Annotated in this window: 24 protein-coding genes; 12 read left to right on the top strand and 12 right to left on the bottom strand. The window is 58.2% G+C overall.

What is annotated here, in order from left to right; translation table 11 throughout:
- Nucleotides 1–98: 98 nt before the first annotated feature.
- From purC to AB7D48_RS11325, 11 genes are all read left to right on the top strand, one after another.
- Complete coding sequence (purC, locus tag AB7D48_RS11375; protein WP_427979075.1) at nt 99–863, top strand: phosphoribosylaminoimidazolesuccinocarboxamide synthase; 765 nt, start codon at nt 99–101, stop codon at nt 861–863.
- Nucleotides 864–908: 45 nt separating this feature from the next.
- Nucleotides 909–1,151 (top strand): phosphoribosylformylglycinamidine synthase subunit PurS, encoded by a 243-nt coding sequence (gene purS, locus AB7D48_RS11370; protein ID WP_427979073.1) that lies wholly within the window; start codon nt 909–911, stop codon nt 1,149–1,151.
- A gap of 110 nt (nt 1,152–1,261) precedes the next feature.
- Entirely contained in the window at nt 1,262–2,503 is a 1,242-nt protein-coding gene (gene kch, locus AB7D48_RS11365; RefSeq protein ID WP_427979071.1) for a voltage-gated potassium channel protein, read from the top strand.
- 46 nt (nt 2,504–2,549) lie between these two features.
- Entirely contained in the window at nt 2,550–3,212 is a 663-nt protein-coding gene (gene purQ, locus AB7D48_RS11360) for a phosphoribosylformylglycinamidine synthase subunit PurQ (protein WP_427979069.1), read from the top strand.
- Nucleotides 3,209–5,377 carry a phosphoribosylformylglycinamidine synthase subunit PurL gene (gene purL, locus AB7D48_RS11355; protein ID WP_427979067.1) on the top strand — a complete coding sequence of 723 codons (2,169 nt, stop codon included), beginning with the start codon at nt 3,209–3,211 and terminating at the stop codon, nt 5,375–5,377. Before purQ ends, purL begins: the two co-directional genes overlap by 4 nt.
- A gap of 15 nt (nt 5,378–5,392) precedes the next feature.
- A complete protein-coding gene (locus AB7D48_RS11350) occupies nt 5,393–5,626 on the top strand; it encodes a BolA/IbaG family iron-sulfur metabolism protein (RefSeq protein WP_427979065.1) in 234 nt (77 codons plus the stop codon).
- Nucleotides 5,627–5,639: 13 nt separating this feature from the next.
- Entirely contained in the window at nt 5,640–5,975 is a 336-nt protein-coding gene (gene grxD, locus AB7D48_RS11345; protein ID WP_427979062.1) for a Grx4 family monothiol glutaredoxin, read from the top strand.
- Nucleotides 5,976–5,990: 15 nt separating this feature from the next.
- Nucleotides 5,991–7,211, top strand: a complete 1,221-nt coding sequence (locus tag AB7D48_RS11340) for a glycosyltransferase family 4 protein (protein WP_427979060.1) — start codon at nt 5,991–5,993, stop codon at nt 7,209–7,211.
- Between the two features lie 180 nt (nt 7,212–7,391).
- Nucleotides 7,392–8,228 carry an EAL domain-containing protein gene (locus tag AB7D48_RS11335; protein WP_427979058.1) on the top strand — a complete coding sequence of 279 codons (837 nt, stop codon included), beginning with the start codon at nt 7,392–7,394 and terminating at the stop codon, nt 8,226–8,228.
- A gap of 81 nt (nt 8,229–8,309) precedes the next feature.
- Nucleotides 8,310–8,576 (top strand): DUF3253 domain-containing protein, encoded by a 267-nt coding sequence (locus tag AB7D48_RS11330; protein WP_427979055.1) that lies wholly within the window; start codon nt 8,310–8,312, stop codon nt 8,574–8,576.
- Between the two features lie 3 nt (nt 8,577–8,579).
- Nucleotides 8,580–10,319 carry an ABC transporter ATP-binding protein/permease gene (locus tag AB7D48_RS11325; RefSeq protein WP_427979052.1) on the top strand — a complete coding sequence of 580 codons (1,740 nt, stop codon included), beginning with the start codon at nt 8,580–8,582 and terminating at the stop codon, nt 10,317–10,319.
- A gap of 86 nt (nt 10,320–10,405) precedes the next feature.
- On the opposite strand, the gene AB7D48_RS11320 is transcribed toward AB7D48_RS11325, so the two are convergent.
- From AB7D48_RS11320 to cysE, 5 genes are read right to left on the bottom strand one after another with little or no spacing between them, the layout of a single operon-like run.
- A complete protein-coding gene (locus tag AB7D48_RS11320) occupies nt 10,406–11,647 on the bottom strand; it encodes a Hint domain-containing protein (protein ID WP_427979049.1) in 1,242 nt (413 codons plus the stop codon).
- A gap of 42 nt (nt 11,648–11,689) precedes the next feature.
- Nucleotides 11,690–12,730: a tRNA 2-thiouridine(34) synthase MnmA gene (gene mnmA / locus AB7D48_RS11315; RefSeq protein ID WP_427979047.1), complete on the bottom strand. Its 1,041-nt coding sequence runs from the start codon at nt 12,728–12,730 to the stop codon at nt 11,690–11,692.
- Between the two features lies 1 nt (nt 12,731).
- Nucleotides 12,732–13,061, bottom strand: coding sequence for a ferredoxin family 2Fe-2S iron-sulfur cluster binding protein (locus AB7D48_RS11310; RefSeq protein WP_427979045.1), 330 nt, complete (start codon nt 13,059–13,061; stop codon nt 12,732–12,734).
- Between the two features lie 28 nt (nt 13,062–13,089).
- On the bottom strand, nt 13,090–14,184 hold the full coding sequence (locus AB7D48_RS11305) for a cysteine desulfurase family protein (protein WP_427979042.1): 1,095 nt from the start codon (nt 14,182–14,184) through the stop codon (nt 13,090–13,092).
- Nucleotides 14,181–14,858 (bottom strand): serine O-acetyltransferase, encoded by a 678-nt coding sequence (gene cysE / locus AB7D48_RS11300; RefSeq protein WP_427979039.1) that lies wholly within the window; start codon nt 14,856–14,858, stop codon nt 14,181–14,183. The genes AB7D48_RS11305 and cysE overlap by 4 nt, the downstream gene beginning before the upstream one ends.
- Nucleotides 14,859–15,101: 243 nt before the next feature.
- On the opposite strand from cysE, the gene AB7D48_RS11295 reads away from it, so the two are divergent.
- Nucleotides 15,102–15,767 carry an alpha/beta hydrolase gene (locus AB7D48_RS11295; protein ID WP_427979036.1) on the top strand — a complete coding sequence of 222 codons (666 nt, stop codon included), beginning with the start codon at nt 15,102–15,104 and terminating at the stop codon, nt 15,765–15,767.
- Nucleotides 15,768–15,864: 97 nt separating this feature from the next.
- Here AB7D48_RS11295 and AB7D48_RS11290 read toward each other — a convergent pair whose 3' ends face one another.
- From AB7D48_RS11290 to AB7D48_RS11260, 7 genes are all read right to left on the bottom strand, one after another.
- Entirely contained in the window at nt 15,865–16,353 is a 489-nt protein-coding gene (locus AB7D48_RS11290; protein WP_427979033.1) for a chemotaxis protein CheW, read from the bottom strand.
- Between the two features lie 94 nt (nt 16,354–16,447).
- Nucleotides 16,448–16,822, bottom strand: coding sequence for a hypothetical protein (locus AB7D48_RS11285; RefSeq protein ID WP_427979030.1), 375 nt, complete (start codon nt 16,820–16,822; stop codon nt 16,448–16,450).
- Nucleotides 16,823–16,881: 59 nt separating this feature from the next.
- Complete coding sequence (locus tag AB7D48_RS11280; protein WP_427979028.1) at nt 16,882–17,457, bottom strand: chemotaxis protein CheD; 576 nt, start codon at nt 17,455–17,457, stop codon at nt 16,882–16,884.
- Nucleotides 17,454–18,488, bottom strand: a complete 1,035-nt coding sequence (locus AB7D48_RS11275; RefSeq protein ID WP_427979026.1) for a protein-glutamate methylesterase/protein-glutamine glutaminase — start codon at nt 18,486–18,488, stop codon at nt 17,454–17,456. The genes AB7D48_RS11280 and AB7D48_RS11275 overlap by 4 nt, the downstream gene beginning before the upstream one ends.
- Nucleotides 18,485–19,372 (bottom strand): CheR family methyltransferase, encoded by an 888-nt coding sequence (locus AB7D48_RS11270; protein ID WP_427979023.1) that lies wholly within the window; start codon nt 19,370–19,372, stop codon nt 18,485–18,487. Before AB7D48_RS11270 ends, AB7D48_RS11275 begins: the two co-directional genes overlap by 4 nt.
- Nucleotides 19,372–19,836 carry a chemotaxis protein CheW gene (locus AB7D48_RS11265; RefSeq protein ID WP_427979022.1) on the bottom strand — a complete coding sequence of 155 codons (465 nt, stop codon included), beginning with the start codon at nt 19,834–19,836 and terminating at the stop codon, nt 19,372–19,374. Before AB7D48_RS11265 ends, AB7D48_RS11270 begins: the two co-directional genes overlap by 1 nt.
- A complete protein-coding gene (locus tag AB7D48_RS11260) occupies nt 19,833–22,001 on the bottom strand; it encodes a chemotaxis protein CheA (RefSeq protein WP_427979020.1) in 2,169 nt (722 codons plus the stop codon). The genes AB7D48_RS11265 and AB7D48_RS11260 overlap by 4 nt, the downstream gene beginning before the upstream one ends.
- Nucleotides 22,002–22,013: the final 12 nt, after the last annotated feature.

Genomic DNA, 22,013 nt, shown 5'->3' with positions numbered 1-22,013 from the left:
TGTCCCACCAAGGCTTGGCGCCCATGCGACTGCCCCCATGGTATTCCCGCGGTTCAGTTGGTATAGACCGGCTCCGTTAATTTCGAAGGTTTTGATCCATGGCCCGCCGCCGCCAGCTTTATGAAGGCAAAGCAAAAATTCTGTTCGAGGGGCCCGAGCCCGGTACGCTCGTGCAGTATTTCAAGGACGACGCCACCGCGTTCAACGCCCAGAAAAAGGGGACGATCACCGGCAAGGGCGTGCTGAACAACCGGATCAGCGAGTTCCTGATGATGAAGCTGGCCGAAATCAACATCCCGACGCACTTCATACGCCGCCTCAACATGCGCGAACAACTTATTAAGGAAGTTGAGATCATCCCCATCGAGGTGGTGGTCCGCAACATCGCGGCGGGCAGCTTGGCGCAGCGTCTTGGCATTCCCGAAGGTACGCGCCTGCCGCGCTCCATCGTGGAATATTATTACAAGAACGACCAGCTCGGCGATCCGATGGTGGCCGAGGAGCATATCACCGCCTTCGGCTGGGCCACCCCGCCGGATATGGACGACATCGTTCATCTCACCTTGCGCATCAATGATTTCCTCACCGGGTTGTTCCTTGGCGTCGGCATCACGCTGGTCGATTTCAAGCTGGAATTCGGCCGCCTCTACGAGAACGAAGAGATGCGCATCGTCCTGGCCGATGAGATCAGCCCGGATAATTGCCGTCTCTGGGACTCGAAGACCAACGAAAAGATGGACAAGGACCGTTTCCGCCGCGACCTCGGCAAGATCGAGGAAGCCTATCAGGAAGTGGCGCGGCGCCTTGGCATCCTCCCCGAGGCCGGGTCGCGCGACCTGAAGGGCCCGGAGACGATGCAGTAACACCGCCACTTGTCGGCATTCATCCATGAAAAGGTTTTTTGATTCATGAAGGCCATCGTCACCATCATGCTGAAGGACGGCGTGCTTGACCCGCAGGGCAAGGCCATCGGCCATGCGCTGAACAATCTCGGCTTCGCCCAGGTGGGAGAAGTCCGCATGGGCAAGATCATCGAGCTGGAACTAGCCGGAACGGACGCGGCCCAAGCCAAGAGCGAGGCCGAGGAAATGGCCCGCAAGCTGCTGGCCAACACGGTCATCGAAAGCTTCAAGGTCGAGGTGGCGGGCTGATATCCGTACCGCGCGCCGGAGAAAAGCCCGGCGCAAGACTTTAAATCCGGCCTTCGCCTCGCCAAACAAGAGGCCATGAGGCACCTCTTTTCCATCCGGGCCGGATCGGCATGAAACTCTTCCACAGGCTTCGAGATACTTTCGGGCTGATTCAACGACTGGCCTGGCGCGTCTATAAACGGGCCCGGCTCGATCTCTGGTTTCCCCATATTCTCCTGGCCGGCGCCGTTGGAGGAGCCGGGTTGCTGGCCCTGCTGCCCACCATAAAGCGCTACGCCTCGGAATATCTGCATCTTCAGCTCAACGGCCTGTTCGACGCGCTGCACCCCCTCAATGCCAATGTGCCGGAGCTGATCCTGCAAGGCGTGCCCAGCGCCGTGGTCGGCACTTTGCAGATCTTCATCGCCATTGGGCTGCTTCTACGCTCGCGCCTGGCCTGGATTTCCGCCCTGCTCATCACCTTCACCCAAGGCGCGCTGGCCCTTGGCTATAGCCACCAATCCTGGCATTCTGGCCCGTTCCTCTATATCGCGGCCTTGTTCCTGGCCTTGTGCGTCTCCGGGCGTGACTTCCAGAACTCCTCGATCGCCGCCGCCTCGCTATTCGCCACCGCCGCCACGGCCCTGTTGCTCACTTATGGCGTGCTGGGCTCATTGATCCTGGGAGACGGATTCTCACCGCCGATCGTCACCTTGCCGCAGGCGGCCTATTTCACGATCGTCACCATGTCCACGGTCGGGTATGGGGATATAGCCCCCAAGACCGACGAGGCGCGGCTGTTCGTGATGTCGCTCATCATTGTCGGCATCACGGTATTCGCCACCTCCATCACCGCCGTGGTCGGGCCGCTGGTGCAGGGGCGCCTCAACCGCATCATCGAACCCAAGAGGAAACGCATGAAACGGGTGAACCATTACATCATCGCCGGAAACGGCCCCCTGGCGCATAATACCGCGCGCGAATTGCTGGCCCGGGACGAATCCGTGATCGTCATCAGCGACACGGATGACGATTTCGGCGAGGCGGAACTGGTCAAGGGCGACCCGACGGAACTGGACGTGCTGCGCAAGGCTGGCGCGGAAACCGCGCATGCGGTTCTTGCCCTTTCCGACGACGATGCCGAAAACGCCTTCGTGATCCTGGCTCTGCGCGAGGTGAACACCGAAGCCAAGAAAGTCGCCGCCGTGAATAGCCGCAAGAATCTGGAGCGGGTGCGCCGGGTGCAGCCCGACATGATCCTCGCGCCCAACGTGTTCGGCGGCGAGGTGCTGGCCATGGCGCTGACCGACGAAAAAATCGACAGCAACAGCCTGATGGAAAAATTACTGGACGCCCGGACAAAGCCGGGCTGAGCCAGGGCATATTGCTCCCAGCCCGCTCTTACGGCAGAAGCGGGCCATGCAAGCCGCCATTCTCCTGTTCCCCGGCATCAACCGGGAACGCGATATGATCCTGGCCGTGCGCCAGAGCTTTGGCCGTGAACCGGCGATCGTCTGGCACAAGGAGACGGAGCTGCCCGCCGGCACGGATCTTGTGATCCTGCCGGGTGGCTTCTCTTTCGGCGATTATCTTCGCTGCGGCGCCATGGCGGCGCAAAGCCCAATCATGCGCGCGGTAAAGGCCCATGCCGAAAGAGGCGGCTATGTGCTGGGCGTATGCAATGGCTTCCAAATCGCAACCGAGGCCGGGCTGCTGCCGGGAACGCTGCTGCGCAATGCGGGCCTGCGCTTTCTCTCCATGGACACGATGCTGAAAGTGGAGCGCAGCGACACGGTCTTTACCTCCAAATGGGAAAAAGGCGCCGAATTCCGTGCCCCCATGGCCCATGGCGACGGCAATTACACCGCCGACGAGGCAACGCTGGACCGGCTGGAAGGCGACGGGCTGGTGGCCTTCCGCTACAGCGACCTCAACCGCAACGGCTCGGCGCGCGGCATCGCGGGCATTTTCTCGCCCAATCTGCGGGTGCTGGGGCTGATGCCACATCCGGAAAACCTCGTCGATCCGCTGATGGGCGGCACCGATGGCAAACCTCTCTTCGATTCCCTGGCGGCAGCATGACCGAAATCAACGAAACCCTCGCCAAATCCTTCGGCCTCAACGCGGAGGAATGGGGCAAGGTCCTTGAGATCATGGGCCGCACCCCGAGCCTCACCGAGCTTGGCATCTTCTCGGTCATGTGGTCGGAACATTGCTCCTATAAATCCAGCCGCGTCTGGCTGAAGGAGCTACCGACAAAGGCACCCTGGGTCATCCACGGCCCTGGCGAGAATGCCGGCGTGATCGACATTGGCGACGGGCTGGCCGCCATCTTCAAGATGGAGTCGCATAATCACCCGAGCTTCATCGAGCCTTACCAGGGGGCCGCGACCGGTGTGGGCGGCATTCTGCGCGACGTGTTCACCATGGGCGCGCGCCCCATCGCCAACCTGAACGCGCTGCGCTTTGGCGACCCGGCCCTGCCCGTCACCAAGCGCGTCGTGGATGGCGTGGTGCGCGGCATTGGCGGCTATGGCAATTGCGTCGGCGTGCCGACCGTGGGCGGCGAGGTGAATTTCCACCCGGCCTATAACGGCAACCCGCTGGTGAATGCGATGACCGTGGGCATCGCCCGCCAGGATAAGATTTTTCTTTCCGCCGCCGCGGGGGTGGGCAATCCGGTGGTCTATGTCGGCTCCAAGACCGGACGCGATGGCATTCACGGCGCGACCATGGCTTCCACGGAGTTCGATTCCGCTTCCGAGGAAAAGCGCCCGACCGTGCAGGTGGGCGATCCGTTCACCGAGAAACTTCTGATCGAAGCCTGCCTGGAGCTGATGCAGACGGATGCGATCGTCGCCATCCAGGATATGGGCGCGGCGGGCCTCACCTCTTCCTCCGTCGAGATGGCGGGTAAGGGCGGAGTTGGCATCGAGCTGAATCTGGACAATGTGCCCCAGCGCGAAACCAGCATGAGCGCCTATGAAATGATGCTCTCCGAGAGCCAGGAGCGCATGCTGCTGGTGCTCAAACCCGAACGCTCGGACATGGCGCGCGCCATCATCGAGAAATGGGATCTGGATTACGCGGTCATCGGTCATATCACCGATACCGGGCGCATTGTCGTGAAACATAAGGGCCAAGTGGAGGCTGACATTCCGCTCAGCCCGCTGGCCGATGCCGCGCCGCTTTACCGCCGCCCGGTCGCGGAAACCCCCAAGCCCGCGAAACTGGCGCCGATTTCCAGCCATGCGCCGCTGGACCAGGCCCTGCTGAAACTAATCGGCACACCGGACCTTTGCTCACGCCGCTGGATTTTCGACCAATATGATTCGACCGTGGGCGGGCAAACCGTGAAACGCCCCGCCCAGGCCGATGCCGCCATCGTCCGGCTGGATGGCTCCAAGCGCGCCCTGGCCATCACCACGGATGTCACCCCGCGCTATTGCGTGGCCGATGCCGAGGCGGGCGGCGCCCAGGCCGTGGCCGAGGCGTGGCGCAACATCACCGCCACGGGCGCGAAACCGCTGGCGATCACCGACAACATGAATTTCGGCAACCCGGAAAAACCAGAAATCATGGGACAGTTCGCCAGCGCCATCAAGGGCATGGCGGCGGCCTGCCTGGCGCTGGATTTCCCGGTCGTCTCTGGCAATGTCTCACTTTACAACGAGACCGAGGGCCGCCCGGTTCTGCCCACGCCGGCCATCGGCGCCGTGGGCGTGCTGGAGGACGCCGCCCAGGCGGTGGGGTATGGGCTGAAACCCGGCCTTGCGCTGGTCATGGTCGGGGAAACCAAGGGCGAGCTGGGATGCTCGCTCTATCTGCGTGAAATTCTGGGCCGTGAGGAAGGCGCGCCACCGCCCGTGGATCTGGTCGCCGAACGGCGCAATGGCGATTTCGTGCGCGCGCGGATTCTGGCCGGTGATGTCGCCGCCTGCCATGACGTGTCCGATGGCGGGTTGCTGGTGGCCGTGACCGAAATGGCCCTGGCCGGAGCGTGCGGCGCGGAGCTGACCGGCGCCGGCGGCGCGGAATATTGGTTCGGCGAGGATCAAGGCCGCTATGTGCTGGCCGTGGCTGACGCCACGGCCTTGCTGGCCGCCGCCGCCGCCGCGGGTATTCCCGCACAACATATCGGACGCTCCTCCGATGAGAAAAAATTGACTCTGCCCGATGGGCTTGCCATATCTTTGCCTCAATTGCGCGAAACCCATGAGGGGTTTTTCCCCCGCTGGTTCGCCTGAAGAGGATTGCAAAACATGGCCATGCCAGCGGGTGAGATCGAAACCCTGATCAGGGCAGCCTTCCCCGATGCCAAGATCCATATCGAGGATCTTGCCGGGGATAGCGACCATTATGCCGCGACCGTGGTTTCCGAGGCATTCCGGGGCGTCTCCCGTGTGCGTCAGCACCAGATGGTCTACGCTGCTCTTCAGGGCCGCATGGGCGGCGCGCTTCACGCCCTGGCGCTGCAAACCTCCGCGCCGGATTAAGGACCGACACCCTATGGAAAATCCCGTTTTCAACGAAATTCAGAAACATATCGACAGTGCCCCCGTCATGCTGTTCATGAAGGGCACGCCGCTATTCCCGCAATGCGGCTTCTCGGCCCGCGTGGTACAGATTCTAAAGCATTCCGGCGTCCCCTTTGCTTCCGTGAACGTACTGGAAGCACCGGAAATCCGGGAAGGGATCAAGGGTTTCTCCAACTGGCCGACCATTCCGCAGCTCTATGTCAAGGGCGAGTTTGTCGGCGGCTGCGATATCGTGACCGAGATGTACCAGAATGGCGAGCTGCAGACCCTGCTCTCCGAAAAGGGCATCACGCAGAACGCGGCCTGACCGCATCGTGGGCAGGTGATCGTCTTCGTCACCGACGAACTGCCCAGACCGGATGCCGCCGGGCATCTGGCTCTTAATTATGCCATTCTATCCTGGTTGCGCGCCGAGGGGCACGAAGTCGTCATTCTGCTCACCGGCATGCGCTTGGTTTCCGCCGTGGAGCGTTACGATCTCGTGCGCCTCACGGGACCGCATATCTTGCGGGTCGGCCCTTATGTAACGCCGTCCTCCCCTATCGCGGCGGCCAGGACGCTGGCCCGCCAGATGCTGCGGCGCCTCCCCGCCCCCTTCGCCGCCAGGCTGCACCGCCGCCGGAACAAAGCCGACGCGGTGCTGGGCGGCTTTCCATCCGCCGACGATCTGCGCTGGTGTGCCCGCGCCATCGCCAGGCTGCGACCACATGCCGTATTGATCGATACGATCTTCCGCGCCCCCTTGCTGAGCGAACCGGAACTGGCCGGCCGAAACAGCGTCTTGATCACCCATGATCTGTTTTACCGCCGCGCCGAAGCCCTGCGCGCCGCTGGCTATACGGTCCGTCCAGAGACTCTGACCCGCGACCGCGAGGCCAAGCTGCTGGAACAAGCCGGGCATATCGCCGCGATTCAACCCGAGGAAGCCGCATTGCTGCGGGAAATGTGCCCGGCGACGGATATTTTCATCACCCCCATGCCGGCCTTGCCCTGCCCACCACCGTCTCAAACCCGGCGAATCGCGGGACGGCTGGTCTTCGTGGGAAGCGATTCTCTCCCCAACCTGGATGGTTTGCGCTGGTTCTTCTCAGAAATCTGGCCGGAATTACGAGGGCATGGGCTGACGCTCGATCTGATCGGCGATTGCGGCCCGGCACTGCGCCGCCGTTTGCCGCCGGAAATCGTGGTGCATGGGCGTGTGCGCAATCTGGCGCCGTTGCTGCATCGGGCCGCGCTGGCCATCTCCCCCTTACGGACGGGATCCGGATTGAAGATCAAGATGCTGGATTATGCCCGGCATGGATTATTCACCATCGCTACCCCCCCTAGCTTGCAGGGATTCGACATTTCACCGAACGCCCCTTTCATCATGGCGGGCAGTGCCGGAATGTTCGCCTTGGCAATTCTACGGCATGCGGCGGCGCCCCCGCCACCGGAACAGGCCCTGGCCTATGTGATCAGCCAATATGGCGTTGAAAGTGCCTTTGCCAGCCTCAAGGCGGCGCTGGCCCCCGCCAGAGGCAAACGCCTAACCGAGGCCTGAGGAAGACCGGCGCGAAAAGCGGCCCAAAGCGACAATCTTGCGCTAACCTTATCGTATCAACCCTCAAAATCTTGCCAAAAAATACAATTTTTTCCTTGGGCAATTGTTAAGAAACGGACTGCACAGTCCCGCGCATGCCATTCCAGTTTTGCCATGCCAACGACAAAGCCGCCTGTTGAGATGCAGCTCACACCGGCTTCCGGAACGGTCGCGCACACCGAACGGGAACTCAGGCAGCATCATGCCAGACACAAGATCGTCGAACGCCGGCGGATCGTCCAAAAGCTGCGCCAGGCCCTATCGGCGGATGGGCTTGCCTTGCATTTCCAACCGATCCTGTCCTTGTCCACGGGACTGATTCAGGGCGCGGAGGCAATGCTACGGCTCAGCCATGCAAGGCGCGGCTTCATCCAGGCCAGCCATTTCCTGCCGCTGGCCGAACAATCGGATGTCATCATCGAAGTCGGCGGGTGGATGCTGCGCGCGGCCTGCCACGAGGCGGCCCGCCTGCCCGCCCATTTCAGAATCGCCCTGGCTATATCTCCGCGTCATCTGCAAAGCGGGCAACTGACCAGGGAACTGCTGGAAGCGTTAAACGATTCGGGCGTCGCGCCGGAAAGGCTGGAATTACTCATCACCGAGGCGATGCTGCTGGATGAAAATGAGGATTCGGCTTTTGCCCTGAAAGCGACGCAAGCGCTGGGCGTGCATCTGGGGTTGAACCATTTCGGCACAGGCTATGCCTCGCTGGCACCGCTGAAGCGCATGGCCTTTTCAAGCCTGAGGCTGGATAAATCGCTGGTGCAAAATCTATGCGAGGGAGCGGCCTCCACCGCCATCACGCGCGCGGCGGTCGAGGCGGGGCATGCCCTGGGCTGTTCCGTTCTGGCGGATGGGGTGGAAACCGCGGCGCAATATGATCTGCTCTGCCAAATCGGCACGGATGAAGGGCAAGGCAGCCATTTCACACCCGCGATCCCCGGGGACCAATTGACCGCGATGTTCGGACAGGGGTGAGAAAAAAGGCAATCCATCTTTGCAAATTGAAACCTGATCTGGCTTTGAAGGGGCACGCGGATCAGGCATAAGGCTCGGCTCATGACCGCCGATCCAGCCGAACAGGCCATTCTCGACACACTCGCCGCCCGCGGGCCGGACAAATCGATCTGCCCCACCGAAGCCGCGAAAGCACTGGCGGGTCACCCGCGCGATGAAAGCTGGCGGCGCTCTCTGGCGGCGGTAAAGCTGGCGGCGCAACGTCTGGCCCGCGCCGGAACAATCGAGATATTGCGCAAGGGTAAACCCGTGAACCCGGATGTTCTGCATGGCGTCATCCGCCTGCGTCTGAAGACACTGGAGGGCTGAGCCATGCGCCGCACGATGACGAATTTCTTCACCGGTTTCGCCGAAGGCTGGAGCCTGGCCAAGCCCTATTTTAAATCCGATGAAAAATGGGCGGCATGGGGGCTCCTAGGGTCGGTGATCGCGCTGAACCTGTTGCTGGTCGGGCTGAACGTGGTCCTGACCTACTGGAACAACGATTTCTTCAACGCCATCCAGGTTTACGACGTCAAAACAGTGGTAACCCTGCTTTACATGCCGCTCGTGCATATCAAGGGTAAGGGACCAATGCCCGGCTTCGCCGAGTTGGTGATCATTTATGTACTCATCGCGGTTTACGCCACCTATCTGAGCCAGATGCTGCAAATCAAATGGCGGCAATGGATGACCGTGCATTATGTGGAAAACTGGCTTCAGGACCGGGCCTATTACAATATCAGCCTCAGCCAGGCCCCCAGCGCCGTGGTGGACAATCCCGACCAGCGCATTTCCGAGGATTTGAATAATTTCACCGCCAACACGCTCTCGCTCGGCACGGATTTCATCACCAATGTGGTGACCCTCTTCAGCTTCGTGTTCGTTCTCTACAGCATTTCCGGTTCCATCACGCTCTTTGGCGTCACCATCCATGGCTATATGCTCTGGGTTGCGATCCTCTATTCTCTGGTCGGCACGGGGCTGACGCACCTCATCGGCCGCAAGCTGGTACCGCTTTCCTTCAGCCAGCAGAAGCTGGAGGCGAATTTCCGCTACCGGCTGGTCAGGGTACGCGAAAACCCGGAAGCGATCGCCCTCTCCCATGGCGAGGCAGAGGAAAACACGGAGTTGCGTTCCAGCTTCCAACTGGTGCGGGATAATTTCTGGTCGATCATGCGCCGGACCAAGGCCCTGAATTTCTTCACCATCAGCTTCAACCAGGTCGCCAATATTTTCCCGCTGGTGGTGATCCTGCCGCGCTATTTCGCCAAGGAGATCGGACTGGGCGGGTTGAGCCAAATTCCAATGGTGTTCGGCCAGGTTCAAGGGGCGCTGTCCTGGTTCATTGGCTCCTATACCAGCCTCGTAACTTGGCGGGCGACGGTCTCTCGTCTTTACGGTTTCCATGAAGCGATGGAGGCCGCGCGCGCCGTGGCCACCGGCGGGCCACGAATCAGCAATGGCCAGAGCGAGCTGACCTTGAAGGATCTGACCCTGACCCTGCCGGATGGGCGGAAATTGCTGGACCATGCCTCCCTGACCCTCACGCCAGGGGAAATCATCACTATTTCGGGCCCATCCGGCAGTGGCAAATCCACCCTTTTCCGTGCCTTGGCTGGCATCTGGCCCTTCGGCACGGGTGAAATCACACGCCCGTCGGGGCGCCTCCTGTTCCTGCCGCAAAAACCTTATTTCCCGCTGGGCACGCTCAAGCGTAACCTAGCTTACCCCGCCGCCGAGAGCAGCCTGTCCAACGAAGCGGCGGCGGAAGCCCTCAGCGCCCTGGAGCTAGGGCATCTGGTGCCACGGCTGGAAGAAACCGCCAATTGGGGCCTCGCTTTATCTGGCGGTGAGCAGCAGCGCCTTGCCCTGGCGCGCGCCTTGCTGGCCAAACCGGATTGGCTGTTCATGGATGAGGCGACATCGGCCATGGATAAAAAACTGGCGGAAGACATTCGCGCCACATTGCGGGCCCGGCTGCCGGGCACCACCATCGTCGCCATCAGCCATTATGAAACCAGCAGCAGGCATCTTCAGCTCTCCGCCGCGGGGCTGACCCCGACCAGCTAAATCAACAAGCACCGCATCTCCCGCTCAGAGCGGATGTCGAATGCCTCCGCAGGCAAACAAAATATGCGGGCTTCCGGACCCGCCACTCAGCCTCCCGACAGGCGAAGCCCCACTTGCCGGCTGGCGATTCTGGCGCGGAGATCCTCAAGCTTTGCTCCCCCCATGCAGAGCGGCGCGAAGCTTTGCGCCTCACGGCGGGCCTGCATCGCATCCGGCATGGCGACAACCTGCTCGCGCGCATTGTCGAACACCCCCCGATGCCCGGTATCGAGGAAGGATTCCACCGCCGTGCCCTCCGCGAACAGGGCACCATGGCTGGGCAGTTCGATATGATAATATGTCACGCGCGACAGCATATGGTCCTGGCGGATACTGTTCCAATTGATCAAGAGTTTAGCCGGCACTAAAACACCATCGAGATAAAGCGCATGATCGGGCGAAAGGCACAGTCGGCGCGCGGGAACCCCATCGGCCAAGGCATCCGGTTCGATCACAACAGGACGGAGCCGCTCGGGCCTTAACGCATTGGCGAGATCAAGCTCCCGCCGCCCGATCCAGACCACCTGCTCTTCCTCCCCGTCCGGGGCGATCACCCTATCGTCCTGCGTCAATGTCTCGACCGGCACCTCACCGCGTGTCGTGAGAATCAGCGTGCCAGCTGCAAAACATGGATTGACCGGGGTATCGGCAACGATCATCGCATCGACGAAGGGATTGTTGCTGTTGGGGTTGGTCCGCTCGGCAAAGGAAATTTCGAGTGTGCCCTGATTGGCGGCGGTGCCGAACAGGCCGAGGGCGATCTCGTCGATAATGAGTTGTTGATTGGCATCGAGAGTGAAGGGCGTGCCAGCGCTGACCTCCACATGACCATTTTCTATGAGGATGTGATTGCCGCCGCGAGCCGCGAGCGTGATATGGTCGGCGAAGTCCGCATTGTCGGCGGCGGCGGTGCTGGCGCTGTCCAACGCGTTGAACAGGCTCTCCACCGCCTGAATACTGACCTCATCGCCCAGAAACCCATAATTGCGGTAGGCGCTGGGCAGAAAATTCCCGATGGTCCCACCGCCAAAATCCGCCACCGGCGTGATCGTGCCATTTAGGGTGGCCGTACCCGCCGCGATGCCCGTGCGCGAGAAGATAATGACACCGCTGGCGGTGCCTTCATTCTCGAATGTCAAATTGGTGGCGACACTATAAGGAGACGTAACGGTAAGCGTATCACCCGTGCCGATCAGTGAGGTGTAGCTTGAACCAGACATGCCGCCTTCCAGAGCCATCCGCACCGCCCCCTTCGGCGTCAGCGGCGTTACAACTTTGGACTGTAGCAAAAACAGTCAAGAAGGCAACAAAACCATATTTTGATTTGTATTTTAGATGATAAAGCCGCCCCCGAGAATACGCGAGCCTTCGTAAAACACCGCGGCCTGCCCAGGCGCGGCGAGGGCTGGTTCATCCAGCTCCAAAATGGCCCCCGTACCCTCCGGATGGATGGTGGCCGCATGCAATTCATCTCGCGCGCGCAGCTTCACCCCGGCGCGCAACGTCCCCGCGCGCGTCAGCCAGTTCACATCTCGCAATCTGACCGTGCGGCTTTGCGCGCCGCGTGGACCGACGACAATACGCTTGGTGCCGGGCTCGATGGCCTTCACCACCATATGCGCCGCCTTATCCGGCAGACGCTTGGCTTGGCCGATCGTATAGCGCGCGATACCTTGATGCACGCCGAGCACGCTGCCATCCTCACTCACGACCTCACCCCGCGCCAACGCGTCCGGGCGGAATTTTTCGACGATTCCGGCATAGCTGCCAGAGGGCACGAAACATATATCCTGGCTATCGGCTTTTTCGGCCACGGTAAGCCCCATCTCAACCGCCACGGCGCGAACCTCGGCCTTGGAAGCAAAACCGCCCAGCGGGAATCGGCAGAAATCCAGCTGTTCCTGGGTGGTGGCGAACAAAAACCAGCTCTGATCGCGGGCCTCGTCGACCGCCTTGTGCATCTCAGCCCCATCCGGACCTTCCAGGCGGCGGACATAATGGCCCGTGGCCAGCGCATCCGCGCCAAGATCCCTGGCCATCTCCAGTAAATCGCCAAATTTCAAATGCTGGTTGCAGGCAATGCAGGGCACGGGTGTCTGGCCTTGCGCATAAGAATCCGCGAAGGCGGAAATAACACGCTCCTTGAAGCGGGTTTCGCTGTCGACCACGTAATGGGCAATGCCGAGCCGGTCCGCGACGCGCTTGGCATCATGAATATCCTGCCCGGCGCAGCAAGCCCCCTTGCGCCCCACCGCCGCTCCATGATCGTAAAGCTGCAATGTGACGCCGATCACCTCGTGCCCCTCGCGCGCCATCAGCCCGGCCACGACCGAGCTGTCGACGCCGCCGGACATGGCGACCACCACCTTCATATTACTTGCCCGCGTTCCGGGTGGCGGCGGGCAACTTCACCACCAGACCATCCAACGCGTCTGTCATGACGATCTGGCAGCCAAGGCGGGAGGTTTTTTCCAGCCCAAAGGCGAGATCAAGCATGTCCTCCTCATCCTCGGAGGGTCCTTTCAGCCTGTCGAACCAGTCCGGGTCGACGATGACATGGCAGGTCGAACAAGCAAGCGACCCCTCGCAAGCCCCCTCAATGTCGATGCCATGCTTATGCGCAACCTCAAGCACGGAAAGCCCCAACGGGGCTTCAACCTCACGGCGCGTGCCGTCGCGTTCGATGAAAGTCATTTTGGGCATGAATAATCCTTGAAATCCGCCGGGGTGGTTAAGCCGATTGGACGCCATTTCGCAAGGCGCGGGCAAGCATGGAAGCATAAGCGGTCTGAAATTTCCGCACTGCCTCACCCTGGACGTTCCAGGGCAGCGAAACCCGGATCGCTTGGCCGGCCAGTGCCCCATCCACCCCCATGGCCAGCAGCACATGGCTGGCGGTGACCTTGCCCGAGGAACAGGCTGAACCCGAGGAAACACAGATGCCCGCCATGTCCAAGGCGATGAGCTGGGTCTCCGCCCTCACGCCGGGCAGGATGAGACAGACCGTGTTGGGCAAGCGCGGCGCGGCGCGGCCGGCCGCCACGGCGCCATGGGAGAGGGCAAAAGCCTCGATCTCATCGCGCCAGGCGGCAATCTGCCCTGCCTCATAAGGCGCGCCGAGGGCTGCCGCCAAACCGGCTATGGCCGGCAAGGCCGGCGTGCCGCCACGCCGCCCCAGCTCCTGCCCTCCCCCCTTGATCAACGCCTTGATCTCCAGATTGGACCGGGTAACCAACGCGCCCGCCCCAGGTAAAGCGCCGAATTTATGACCCGAAAGCGCAAAACTGGCCGCCCCCAGCGCCAGCCAGTCCTGATTAGCGCGGCCAATCGCCTGAACAGCATCCACATGCAGCAAAGCCCCCGCCTTGGCGCAAAGCCTAGCCGCCGCGGCAATGTCGTGCAGCACGCCAGTCTCGTTATTCGCCGCCATCAAGCACACCAGAGCCCCCGGATGATCTGCCAGCAACGCCTCCAAGGCGGCCAAATCCACCTGCCCATCGGCCAGAACCGGTATCGTCACGGCGCCGGGGGCGGCCGCGCGGATGGCATCATGCTCGGTGGCGCCGATGAAAACAGGCCTTCCGGCCCCCAGCGCATGCACGGCCAGGGCATCCGCCTCCGTGGCCCCCGCGCAGAAAATCACATCCGCCGGGCGCGCATGGACAAAGGCAGCCACCCGCTCGCGCGCTGTTTCCAGAATTTTGCGCGCCGCGCGGCCAGCCCCATGCACGGAGGAAGGATTGCCCCCTGTTTCCATGGCGGCCAGAGCGGCCTCGCGCGCTTCGGGGCGCAAGGGTTCCGTGGCGTTGGCGTCCAGATAAATCATTTTTGGGGGGACAAAAGCTCCACGGCTTGCGGATCACGAGCCTGGATACGGGCTTCCAGGGCCGTCAGTTCGCCACGCAACAGCTCGATTTCATGAAAAAGCGGATCGATACAGGGGTCGCAGGGCGTGCCATAGGCATCGAAGCGCGGCTTGCGGCCGCCGCGTTCCACCGGCCGGGCCGGAATGCCGACAACAGTGGTGCCCGCCGGGATCGGCGCCACCACCACGGCATTGGCGCCGATCCGCGCTCCCTCCGCCACATTGATGGCCCCCAGTACTTTCGCCCCGGCGCCAATGATCACGTTATTACCGATCGTCGGGTGGCGCTTGCCTTGGGCGGAGCTGGTGCCGCCTAGCGTAACCTGATGATATATATATACATCATCCCCGATTTCAGCCGTTTCACCGATCACCACCCCCATCCCGTGATCGATCACGAACCGCCGGCCAATTTTTGCCCCTGGGTGAATTTCGATTCCCGTGAGAAATCGCCCGATATGCGAGATCAGCCGGGCCAGTGTGACAAACCCACCCCGCCAAACCCCATGCGCAAGGCGATGAACCAGCACGGCATGCAGCCCTGGGTAGCAAAGCAAAACCTCAAGATTCGACCGCGCCGCGGGGTCGCTCTTACGGTAAGCCTGGATCGTCTCGCGCAAAAACATAAGGGGCATGCGAATTTCCGTGGATAAACAGCCCAGAAGCAGGTTATATTGAAAGACCTGAGGAGAAATAACAGGTATTAAATCCGCTATGTCAGCCACAGATCTTGAGGAGCATTTAGGTATCCCGACCTATGCGGTCAACTTTTTCGGATGATCTGCCTGAGAGCCGTTTTCTCCGGAAAAGCGTCTCGCAATAAATTTTACCCGCAAGATGTGACGAATTTATATTAAGCATGAAAGACGAGTTCGAGTATGCCTGAAGTGATGTTCGCTGGCCCAGAAGGCCGCCTTGAGGGCCGTTACCACCACGCCAAGGAACGCGGTGCGCCGTTGGCCTTGGTGCTGCACCCTCACCCGCTGCATGGCGGCACCATGAATAACCGTATCACCTACACCATGTACCAGGTGTTCCAGCGCCTTGGTTTTTCGGTGATGCGCTTCAATTTCCGGGGTGTAGGCCGTAGCCAGAGCAAGTTCGACGGGGGCATGGGCGAGATCAACGACGCCGCCGCAGCGCTGGACTGGATGCAGGCGCTGAACCCCGGCCATGGCGGTTTATGGATCGCGGGCTATTCTTTCGGCGCCTTCGTGGGCATGCAACTCTTGATGCGCCGGCCGGAAGTCTCCGGCTGGGTTTCCGTGGCCCTGCCCGCCGCTGGGTATGATTTCGGATTTCTGGCCCCCTGCCCAACCGGCGGCCTGATCATTCACGGCGATGCTGATGAGCTGGTGCCCGAAAATTCCGTGCGCAAACTGGTCGACAAGCTCAACCAGCAAAAAGGCGTGGCCATTGATTACCGCGTGTTCGAAGGAGCGGATCACGTATTCGCCAACCATGCGGAAAAAGTATCCGAGGCCGTGGAAGGCTATGTGAGCCAGTCCCTGGCCCGCAAGCAAATGGCGCTCGCCGCCGACTAAAGCAGGTCTGGCTTAGACAGCCGGTTGTCATAAAGCATCGCGGACCATGAAAAAGACGGCCTCCAAGCCGTCTTTTTCATATTTACGCGTGTGAGAATCAGGCCATTGCCATATCAGCCATTTTCTGAACCGTTTCATCCGGAATCAGCGCCTGGATGAGAAGTATGCTCACAATCCGGCTCTCCATCATCACCAGCCCCTCGATATAGGCCTTGGGAACATCACTGCCGGTTTCGGGTGTATTTTGACGCATATCTTCCGTAACAGTGATAATGTCGCATACCGCATCCACCAGCAGACCCACCGCCTTATCCCCACATTCGACCACGACGACCACGGAAGCCGCACTGGGCATGATGGGGGGAAGCCCCAGCCGCTGTGCCAAATCGATCACCAGCAGGACACTTCCCCGCAGATTGATCATCCCCTTGATGAAAGGCGGCGCATGCGGAAGATGGGTGGAGGCGATCCAACCGCGAATTTCCCGAATTGTTCTTATATCGATGGCAAATTCCTGCGTTCCGACACGAACGGACAAAAACTCCGCACTATGTTCATTGCCCTTATGCTCGGCATGATAAGACATGTCGCACGCTACTCCCTTCCATGATCTGGATAGCCCTTGCCGTCATTGCACAATTAATGCCGGAATCTTTAAGAATTCATGGAGTGGTTCATACTTAAAACAATTCCAACTCACCGGAACGGTGCCCCTCTTCAATCGGAACCGGCGCCCCCTTCAACCTGTATTGCAATTCCGACAATGTGATGGAGGCCAGGGCATTACGTGAATCAAGCATCAGATCATCGGGCAAAAGCTGGCTGATTTCCATGATATAGCCCGACAAGGCCGCTAGACGCTGAGCCAAAAGATCCAGCGATTGAACATCTCTGTGACATGCCGGATCCAAAGCCAAATTTCTAACGGCGGGACTGAGGCTCACCTGAAAACGCTCTGAAAAACGCCCGAGTTCACGGAACTCCTCTCCGACCGCGTTGAGGATAAGCCTCAAGGAGGTATGGTGATCTTCCATATGAGCTTCCGTGCCAGTCAAGCTGCCATCCTCCTTCCACAAAGGAACAAACTCTAAATTTTCGCCAATCTCAGATCAGCTCAAAACAACTCCACCTGTCCCGCGCCAGACAGCGCGGCGGGCGGACGGGCCGTCTCCTCACGCATGATGGAAGCGGTCTCTTTCGTTAACAACGCCTGCCTGGCCCGGCCAGTCACAGGCCAGAACTGGATGCGCCGCCCAAACCCACCGCGCAAACTACCTCCCACCAGTTCAATATTTTCACCCTTGAGGAAATTTTCCGCAAAAGTCGCATTCAACGTGCCAATATCCGTTAGTCCTTTCATCATGCAGGCCCCGCCAAATAGTTTTGCTTTCATTCTGGGTTTATGCGCACCGCGTCGGAGCAAGTCATTGATCAAAAGCTCCATCAAATGCACACCATATCGCTTTGCTTCATTGCCTGCCGGCGCGCCTTTTGCGCTGCCATCCCCTGGCAGGAGAAAATGATTCATGCCCCCCACGCCCGCCATGTCGTCCCAAATACAAGCCGCAATGCATGAACCTAATATCGTGGTCAGGACAGTACGCGGGTCATTATCCACATAATGATGACCCTGTACGATGTTGATTCGCCGCTCTCCGTCCTTTTGATACGGCAGCAAGGATGTCGTCATGCCGCCGGCACCTTCCGGTGAACGGATGTCAGCAATAATATTTGTTCGGCGATTTTTTCCAACGGCAATTGCCGTTCCACGGCGCCCAGTTCAAACGCCGCGCGCGGCATGCCATAAACCACGCAAGAAGCGGCATCCTGGCCTATGGTTTCAGCGCCAGCCTGACGCAATGCAAGCAACCCATTCGCGCCATCGCAACCAAGCCCTGTCAGAATCACACCGACAACACGCCCCCCCACATGAGCCCGAACGGATTTAAACATCACATCCACCGATGGGCGATGACCATTAACCTTGTCTGTCTGGGTCAAATTGATTTCCAGAACATTCCTTCCGGTCAATTCAAAATGTTTGTCGCCAGGTGAAAGATATACATGCCCAACGGCAAGACGCATCCCGCTTTCAGCTTCTCGCACTTTCGGTTTACATAATTTATCCAAACGCGCTGCGAAACTTTTTGTAAAAGTCGGAGGCATGTGCTGGCTGATAATTGTCGGTGGACAATTCTCCGGAAATTTTGAAAGAATTTCAATCAATGCTTCGACACCACCTGTTGAAGACCCAATCGCCACGATTCTGCCATCCGGCTCATAATTGGAAGGAGCCAGTGAATGGGACGAACCATCGGCAAACCTTGGTTTACGACGCGCCAATGCCGCGGCTTTCACTTTCTCGGCAAGTTGATTGAAGCTGTCATGAGATATAGAAGACGGCTTAGCAACACAATCAAAAGCACCTATCTCAAGCGCGCGTAAATTGATATCCGCTCCAGACTGGGTCAAAGAGGAAACCATAATAACAGGTGTTGGACGTAGCCTCATGATTTTTTCAAGAAAAGAAATGCCATCCATATTCGGCATTTCAATATCCAGTGTAATCACATCAGGTGCTTGACGTTTGATCAACTGACGGGCCTCATGCGGTTCCGCGGCTTCACCGACAACCTCAATATCAGGATCAGCTCTCAACGTACTCGCGATAATCGCCCTCATGGTCGCGGAATCGTCAACGATAACAACACGAACCGTCATTTCGAGCCTCCCGTCAATGATTTCCTATAAATCGTAACACCTTCACTAACGAAACTTTGCTCTGCCCCACCCGAGACACGCTCCGAATGGCCAATATACAACGCGCCATTATTATCGAGTACCGGAACAAATCTTGCCCAGATATTTTCTTGAGTTTGATTGTCGAAATAGATGACGACATTACGACAAAAAATCGCCTGAAATTTCCCTTTCATGGGCCAATTGCCAATTAGATTCAGCTTTCTAAACGAAATGATTTGCCGCAGTTCCTCTTTGGCCTGCCAATGACCTGGATCATCTTGCAAAGATTTGAACCAGCTTTGCTTTAGATTGGAAGGTACAGGCTCCAAGGCATTTTCAGAGTAAATTCCAGCTTGGGCAACAGCAAGCACATTCGGATCTATATCCGTCGCCAAGATGCGGATGTCATAACGCAAAGCATCTGGCAGCTCACGCAACAAAGTCAAAGCCATGGAATATGGCTCTTGGCCAGACGAACAGGCCGCCGACCATAAACGTACCGGATGACCAGCTTTTGCCTTTCCAATCAGGTCAGGAAGCAATTTGCTGCGAAGATGCTCAAAATGATGCGGCTCTCGAAAAAACCTCGTTACATTCGTCGTCAAAGCAGCAATAAGCTCACGACGTTCTTCAACACCATCTGGCGTTTCAACGAATGCGCAATATTCTGAAAAACCCTTCATGCTTAACTTGCGAACACGCTTTGCCAAACGCGAATAAATCAAATTCGCCTTTGCTTCCGACAAGACGATTCCGGCCTCACTCATCATGATTTTGGAAATGACCGCCAAGTCCTTCGACGTGAAGGAGAACTCCGCCTTTTCCACAAGAGTTTGGTTTTTTAACACCTCATGCCCTATCATTAGGCCACTTCCATCTCTTCCACAGGCAGCACATTATCCAGCATAATGAGACTGACCATCCGCCCATCCATGGGCAACAGCCCCTTGACGAAGCTTTTGACTAGTTCGGATGTCACATCCGGCAAAGGCTGGATAATATTGTCATTCGCCGTCAATATGTCAGAAACCGCATCGACTAAAAGTCCAACCTGACGTTGGAAAATCTGTACCACGATAATAACATTTCGTTCCGTCGGTTCACCGCCTGGCATGCCAAGCCGTACAGCCAGGTCCACGATGGGCAATACCGCGCCACGTAAATTTATGACTCCCTTTACATAGCGCGGAGCACGCGGCAATGCGGTCGCAGCCGTCCAACCACGAATTTCACGGACCATCATGACGTTGATACAAAACTCCTGTTTTCCAACACGAAATGCTATGAGTTCCCGGCCCTCGGAAAGAGCTTCATCGCCCTTCATCATGCTGCCCTCCCGTTAACTTCGAGCTTAGCTTTTTCCGTTGGCCAGATACTGGTATCCGCCCCCGCATCCCGAACAACCATATCGACATCGACGATCAAGGCCACACGCCCATCGCCCATTACCGTTGCCGCCGCTATTCCAGGAACAGCGCGATAATTCGCCTCCAGGCTTTTGATAACGACTTGTCTTTGACCATGGATCGCGTCCACCAAAAGCACAGCGCGGGCTCCACCATCGCCTTCTACCAGCAAGGCAACACTTTGCTCTGGCTCTATGAACTTTTTGCTATATCCAAGGCAAAATGCAACATCGACAATCGGAACATAGCCACCGCGCAGTGCTAGCATGTTCAAATCTCCATCCAAGGGAAACACATCCTCCGACCTTGGTTTTAATGTTTCCACAATGGCACCCAGAGGAATAATCAACGTATGGCCCTTGGCGGAAACCACCATGCCATCTAAAACCGCGAGGGTCAGCGGCAAGGACAGGGTAAATGTCGACCCAACGCCTGGCCTCGAAGAAATTGAAATCCGCCCCCCAAGCGCCTGGACTGATTGCCGGACGACATCCATGCCCACGCCACGGCCTGAAATATCGGACACCTTGGATGCCGTGGAAAATCCTGGCAAGAAAATCAGATTATCGACTTCTTCATCGGTCATCTGCGTATCAGGAGTGATAAGACCATTTTCAATGGCTTTTTGTCGAACCCGTGCACGATTGATACCACCGCCATCGTCTGAAACCTCCAGAACGATTCGACCCGATCTATGCACCGCCGTCAGCTTCACCGTACCTTCAGCCGGCTTCCCGGCTTCGATGCGAACTTGGGTGGATTCCAACCCATGATCGATGGCATTTCGAATCATATGGGTCAATGGGTCAGCGATACGCTCAATTACCGTTTTATCTACTTCCGTTGCCTCACCTTCTGAAACAAGATGAACCTGCTTACCGGTTAGCGCCGCAACTTCACGCACCAATCTTGGCATACGTTGAAAAACAGACCGCACCGGCTGAGCCCTGATGGCCATCACGCTATCCTGAATTTCCCGTGTCAGGTGCTCCAATTCTTCAAGGGCCATGGCCACACCGGAAGCCCGCGCTATGCCCGCTTCCATCACACGCTGGCTTAACATCGCCTCATTGATGACAAGCTCGCCAACCAAGTCAATCATTCTATCGACACGATCAAGGTCCACACGAATGGTCGTACCTACTACATTCGTTGTTTCCACTTTTGCGGCCAATACCTGAACTGTTGGATTCAGTGGTGAATGTTGTGCCTGATGGATATGTTCCACCTCTTGCTTATCCATGCCAGGAGATGACATAGCGGGCTCTTCCTCTTTTGATTCTCCTGCTTCCTCTGGTTCCATGGGAGCGAAAAATTCAAACTTAAATCCGTTATCTCCCGTGATAACCGTTCCAGGTGTCATCGATTCATCGTTCTGTTCTGAAATTTCAAGTTTGCAATCATCTTCGACAAACTCAAATATATTACGGATATCTTGCTTGCCGCACTCCGATTCAAGAACGATATTCCAGGTTAGATAAGCCCCTTCCGGATCTAGCTCATGCAACTCTGGCAAATGGCTACTATCCAGCTCTATCTTCGTTTCGCCCAAGCGCCGCAATTCCCGCAGCAGCACGGCAGCCTCGTTTGCCTTGGCATAAAGGCCCGTATACGGCGTGAATAATATATTCCAGCTTACAATTTTCGCTGTTTTTTTTGTCTCTTCTGGTTTTGGCGTATCTTTCTCATTGCCCGCAGCCACGCCGTCAATCTGTTCAAACTCTCTTGCCATTGCGGCAATACGCGCCTCATCGACTGCACCTTCTTCCCGTGCGGCGCGTACAAGATCCGCCAGCAAATCAGCGGCTCGCAAAAACACCGCCACCACGGCTGGAGATGCAACAAGCGCTCCGGAACGCACCTTGTCTAAGGCTGTTTCGAATACATGCGCGAAGCGAACAAGAAAATCCAAGGAAAAAATTCCGGCTCCACCTTTCATGGAATGCACGGCACGAAACACAGCATTTACCGTCTCTGTTTCAGCTGTGCCATTTTCCATGGCGATTAAACCACTTTCCAGCTCGGCTAGCTGTTCCTCACATTCCTGAAAAAATGTGACACGGATGGCCGCCAACGGATCTTCCATGAATTCCTCCAG

Source organism: Acidocella sp. (genome assembly GCF_050253495.1).
In the GTDB taxonomy this organism is placed as follows: Bacteria; Pseudomonadota; Alphaproteobacteria; order Acetobacterales; family Acetobacteraceae; genus Acidocella.
The sequence above is the reverse complement of the archived record's forward strand: the minus strand, read 5'-3'. Positions and strand labels throughout refer to the sequence as shown.